Genomic DNA, 5,103 nt, shown 5'->3' on the forward strand with positions numbered 1-5,103 from the left:
CGGAGCCAGCCGCGGAACCGGCCGCGGAACCGGCCCCGGAGCCAGCCGCGGAACCGGCCGCGGAACCGGCCCCGGAGCCAGCCGCGGAACCGGCTGTGGAACCGGCTGTGGAACCGGCCGCGGTTCCCGGCGCCGAGTGCCAACCGGAACCTGCGTCGCGACCGGCGACGCCGACACGGTGCAGTCTGACGGTTCCGGACAGAGGCGCAAGTGGCACGTGGTCTGCTGCTAGACGAGCCTGCCACGGTCGGATTCGCGCAGAGCGGACGCAGTTCGGTCACCGTGTGGAGCAGGCCGGGCGCCCGCCTCCGGCAGCCGCTGGTCGCGTCGGGGGCCGGGCGCGTGATGGGCGAGCACAAACGCCCTGGAGGCGCCGCCAGGCTCAGCTGTGCCGGCCAGGGAGTGGATCATGAAACGAATCCGGCTGGTGTTCGTCGGCTTCGCCGTCGTCGTCGGGGCTGCTGTGGGCTACGGACTGTTCCGGAGGTTCCGTTCTTCGGCGCGCGACGCCAGCGCCTGGGCGATGTTCGGCGAGGCGACCACGAAGATCCGGTCCGGACCGTTGACCAGGGCCGATGCCACGGCCGTGTTCGGCGCATCCACTCTCGACCTACGCGACGCCGAGGTCGAGGCCGAGGCGGATGTCGACGCTGTCGCGATCTTCGGTGGGGTGGACGTCCTGCTGCCGGCTCGATGGCGGCTGGCTCTGTCCGGCACGTCGGTCTTCGGCGGAGTCGAGGACCTGAGCGGGTCGGCGGACCGCCTGCCGCCCGACGCCGCCCGGCTGAACCTCCACGCAGTCGCTGTCTTCGGCGGCGTGACGGTGGCCAACGAACCTGGCGCGGCTGCCCGCCGCAAGGCGGCGGCCAGAAGCCGGGACGCCGGGCCGGAGGTGGCCGGCGCATCCGCGGTGTGAGCGGGCGGGCCGTTCGCAGCACGATCACGGACCTTCGGCCCTGCTTCCCGGATGCCTGCGGGCAGACGGTGAAGGTGCGGGAAGGAGGTGAAATTCGATGAAGCTGAAGGCAAGAGATCTTGTTGCGACCCTGCTGGTCGTCGCTATCGGCATCCCGTACGTCGGTTACCTGATCGACGGTGACATGCCGTTCGTGGAGGATGCCCGTGGTATGGCCGCGGTCGGGCTGCTGCTGGGCGTTCTGGCGTTCGGGCTGCTGCTGAGCGGCACCAAGCGGGATCGGCTCGGCAAGATCGAGATCGGGATCGCGGTGGTGTCCGTCGCGCTGGGCGTCGTCGCGCTGGCCTTTGCGGAGACTGTCGCGGCGGAGGTGCTGCTGGCATTCTTCATGGGGTCGATCCTGGTCGTCGTGGCCATCGAGCTGATGGACCACGCCGGCTGGCTGGACCGTGCCGGCCACCCGGTCTGATCCAGCTGTGCACCGCAACGGCCGGTGCGACGCACACGCCGCCGCACCGGCCGAGTTCCCGTTGGAAGCGATCGAGTCATGACTGCGCGCCTGGCCGGGCGAAGCTCCTCGCGGGACCGGGTCCCACTCGAGGAGTGGGCGTCGTCGCGCCGACCGTACCTCGACAATCTCAAGGTCGTCCTGATCACCGCCATCATCGTCATCCACGCCGTACTCGGTTACGCCTCGACCGTAGAGGTGTGGACGTACACGGAGCTGCGGGAAGTCACGCTGGCACCCGTGACCGAGGTCGTGCTGTTCGTGCTGTTGAGCCCGTTCGCCTTCTTCCTGATCGCGCTGCTGTTCCTGATCGCCGGGCTGCTCACACCACCGTCCCTCGAGGCCAAGGGGACGACGCGTTTCGTTCGCGACAGGTTGCTGCGCCTCGGTCTTCCGTTCGCGCTGTACGTCCTACTGGTGCAGCCGGCACTCACCTACGTACTGCGCCACCGGCTGGGCGATGCGCCAGGGTCGTTCTGGGCGGAGTACCTCGCCGCCGGCCGGCTCGACACCGGGCCGCTGTGGTTCGTCGGCGTACTCCTGATCTTCTCCCTCGGGTACGCCGGTTGGGCCACCTGGCACCGTGGTAGCAGCGTCCGGCGCATCACGCTGCGCACGTTGCTGCTGGCAACTGCCGTCGTGGCCCCGGCCTCGTTCGCCATCAGGCTGGTCTATCCCTACGGCTCGGAGAGCGGCGTCACGGACCTCAACTTCTGGGAGTGGCCGGTCTGCATCGCCGCGTTCGCCGTCGGTGTCTCCGCGTCGCGTCAGGGGTGGACCACCACGGTTCCGGAACAGCTTGCCGGTCGGTGCCGGACGCTGACCCTGGTGGGCGCCGTTGCCATGGCGGCGCTGCTGGCGACAGTCTTCTTCAGTCGCCCCGTCGAGGAGGCGATGGGTGGCTGGCATCTGGCGGCTGCCGCGTTCGCCGTCGTCGACGCCGTGCTGACCGTCTTCGGGTCGATCTGGCTTCTCAGCGTGGCGCAGCGCCGGCTGTGCCACAGGTACCGCTGGGGACCGCGGATGAGCCGCAGTGCCTACGGCGCCTTCATGCTGCAAACGCTCTTCCTGCTGGGACTGGCGCTCGCGCTGCGCCCGCTCGGCGTGCCTGCCGAAGTCAAGGCCCTGCTCGTCGCCCTCGGCGGCGTGAGTTGCTCGTACGTGGCGGCCTGGCTTCTGATCAGCCGGATTCCCGGGGTGGCCAGGGTGCTGTGAAATCGGTGGGCCTTTCGGAGGGCGAGGCGATCGCGAGGTCCTCGCCAGGTCAGGACCTTGGTCTCTGCTGACCGTCCGCTACCAGTCGGACCCTCGAAGGAATCGCTGCCGGTCGGCGGCGACTCAGGGGATGGACGACTGATGAGAAGCACCGGATTGGCTGTGGTTGCGGCGGGATGTGCAGCGCTGGCGCTGGTTGCGGGGCCGTTGAGTACGGCGTCGCCGGCGCCGGCGGCCCCGCCCGGAATCACGATACTGCCCGACGTGCCGGAGCCGGACGAGGCGCAGTTCGTGGCCGGGCAGAGCAACGTCGTACCGCCGATCGCGCCGCCGGCGCAGGACATCGGGAAGAATCCGGTGCAGACCCTCGCCGCGCCGTTCTACGCGTGTCCGGGGTTCAGCGGGATCGAAACCACGAACCCGTTGGCGAACCTGTACCGCGACGTGTTCACCTGGGGTCCGTACGCGCCGTACCGGGTGGGCAACGGCGGCGGAAACATCAACTGGGCATCGAACCCGTACAAGAACGCCAGCTGGTACATGTGGTTCCACTCGCTGCGCTGGCTCGGTCAGGGCATCATTGCCGCGGGCAAGGGTGACCTGACCGCACTGACCCGGGTGAACACGATCGCCTACGACTGGTACCGCGACAACCCGTACTCGTGGAAGAGCAACGTCGGCGCGTGGGAGTCCACCATGCATCGGACCAACGTGCTGACCTGTCTGCGCCAAGCGATCCTGTCGGGTCTGCAGGTCACCACCGTGCCGACTCGCTACGCCTGGGTCGACACGGCGTTGCTGAGCCACGCGCGGTTCCTCACCAACTACTGGAGCGGCGCCTGGAACCACGGCACCGACGAGAGCATCGCCCTGTTCGGCGTCGGCTGCACCTTGAACCGCACCGACTACAAGAACCTCGCGCAGCAGCGACTCGCTCAGGGCATCACGACGTCGATCGATTCGCAGGGCTCGACCAACGAACAGTCGACCGGCTACGCAGCCTTCAACTACTCACTGTGGGGCCGGGCGTCGACCGCGCTGGTCAACTGCGGCGTCGATCCGGGGACGACGATCGCGACCCGGCGCGCGTTGCTCGCCAAGTGGCTGGCGCTGGCGACGAACTCGCTCGGCAAACTGCACCAACTCGGTGACGCCCGGGTCCAGGCGACGTACCCGTGGACGGGTACGCCGATGGAGTACGCGGGCTCGCTGGGGGCGAAGGGCACCGTGCCGCCGTGGCGGGTCGGGATCTACTCGGCCGGCTATGTCTTCGGCCGCACGGGCTGGGGCACCGACGCGACCAGGGGGTTCGCGGGTGAGTCGACGTACAGCATCAGGTTCGGTCCCGCGCGGGCGTTCCACGGGCACTTCGACCACACCAGCATCACCTACACGGCCCGGGGCCGGGACATCGTCATCGACGGCGGGTACGCGGCGTACTCGGCCGGGGTGTGGCGCACCTGGGCGGTGAGTCCGGCCGCACACAGCGTGCTGACGACACCCTCGGCGGCGGCTCTCAACCCGGCGACGAGGCTGACCGGATCGTCGGTGAAGGCGAACGCAGAGGCGTACCAGTTCACCGATGCGCCGGGCACCGGGATCAGCCGGGTCCGGTCGGTCCTGGTCCTGAAGGACCCTGACCTGCTGGTCACCTGGGACCGCGCGTCGGCGCGGACCGCGCAGGCGTTCCAGACGCTGTGGCACCTCCCGCCGGATCAGCGGGCAACCGTGTACCCGCGGACGACCGCGGTGGCGATGCGGCCGGGTGACTCGACTCGGACCGTCGTCTTCCAGCTCCCGTTCAAACAGGCGCTGCCACCGGGCGCGACCCTGGTCAAGCAGGGGCAGACGAACCCGATCCAGGGCTGGCACTACCCGAGCAGCTACGTCCGGCAGTCCGCGCCGACCCTGATGCTCGCACGATCCGGCACGTCGGCGTCGATCCTGTCGTTCGTCGTCCCGGTTCGCGCCTCCGGCGGGGTCACCTACACGACGCGCTGGTCGGGTACGACGTTCGTCATCAACCTGAACGTCGGTGGCCGGCGAGCATCGATCGGTGTCTCCGGGGGCGGTTCGGTCTACCGGATCGGCTGACGCGCGGCGCGGTACTCGTGAACCATCGCGGGTACCGCGAAGCAGAGCGCCGGCACGGACCACAGCCAGAAGCCCCAGCCGAACAGCATCAGCGCGAGGTGGAAGACGACCACAGCGACGTAGCCGATCCGCCGCGAGCGGACGAGGAGGACGGCGACCAGGAGCTCACCGGCGCCCAGAACCAACGCCCAGAGCGTCGGCGCCGCCATGAAGACGTTCTGCCAGCCGTCGTACACCCAGCCGAACAGTGCCTCGTCGGCGAACGGCTGGTAGGAGTCGGGGCTGAACAGCGCGAGGCCGAGGTGGACGAACGCGCCCACGCCGAACAACGCAAGAAAGCCCCAGTAGACAGCGCGCCAGGCCAGCGCGG

The 5,103-nt window shown here is 69.2% G+C and carries 5 protein-coding genes; 4 read left to right on the top strand and 1 reads right to left on the bottom strand.

What is annotated here, in order from left to right:
- Positions 1–409 precede the first annotated feature (409 nt).
- The 4 genes from ACWCOV_RS40365 (at position 410) to ACWCOV_RS40380 (ending at position 4,733) form a co-directional block, all read left to right on the top strand.
- A complete protein-coding gene (locus ACWCOV_RS40365; protein WP_449834667.1) occupies positions 410–916 on the top strand; it encodes a hypothetical protein in 507 nt (168 codons plus the stop codon).
- 97 nt (positions 917–1,013) lie between these two features.
- On the top strand, positions 1,014–1,385 hold the full coding sequence (locus ACWCOV_RS40370; RefSeq protein ID WP_449834668.1) for a hypothetical protein: 372 nt from the start codon (positions 1,014–1,016) through the stop codon (positions 1,383–1,385).
- 78 nt (positions 1,386–1,463) lie between these two features.
- The gene (locus ACWCOV_RS40375; protein ID WP_449834669.1) at positions 1,464–2,639 is read left to right on the top strand and encodes an acyltransferase family protein; all 1,176 of its coding nucleotides are present in this window, start codon (positions 1,464–1,466) and stop codon (positions 2,637–2,639) included.
- 141 nt (positions 2,640–2,780) lie between these two features.
- Complete coding sequence (locus ACWCOV_RS40380) at positions 2,781–4,733, top strand: heparinase II/III domain-containing protein (RefSeq protein ID WP_449834670.1); 1,953 nt, start codon at positions 2,781–2,783, stop codon at positions 4,731–4,733.
- Here ACWCOV_RS40380 and ACWCOV_RS40385 read toward each other — a convergent pair.
- On the bottom strand, positions 4,718–5,103 hold a 386-nt coding region (locus tag ACWCOV_RS40385; protein WP_449834671.1), incomplete at its 5' end, for a hypothetical protein. The genes ACWCOV_RS40380 and ACWCOV_RS40385 overlap by 16 nt on opposite strands.

The organism is Kribbella sp. NPDC002412 (assembly GCF_053592935.1).

What these genes read in the sequence shown, in the direction of transcription:
- ACWCOV_RS40365 (WP_449834667.1), top strand. Translation starts at nt 410, where the DNA reads ATGAAACGAATCCGGCTGGTGTTCGTCGGCTTCGCCGTCGTCGTCGGG.
- ACWCOV_RS40370 (WP_449834668.1), top strand. Translation starts at nt 1,014, where the DNA reads ATGAAGCTGAAGGCAAGAGATCTTGTTGCGACCCTGCTGGTCGTCGCT.
- ACWCOV_RS40375 (WP_449834669.1), top strand. Translation starts at nt 1,464, where the DNA reads ATGACTGCGCGCCTGGCCGGGCGAAGCTCCTCGCGGGACCGGGTCCCA.
- ACWCOV_RS40380 (WP_449834670.1), top strand. Translation starts at nt 2,781, where the DNA reads ATGAGAAGCACCGGATTGGCTGTGGTTGCGGCGGGATGTGCAGCGCTG.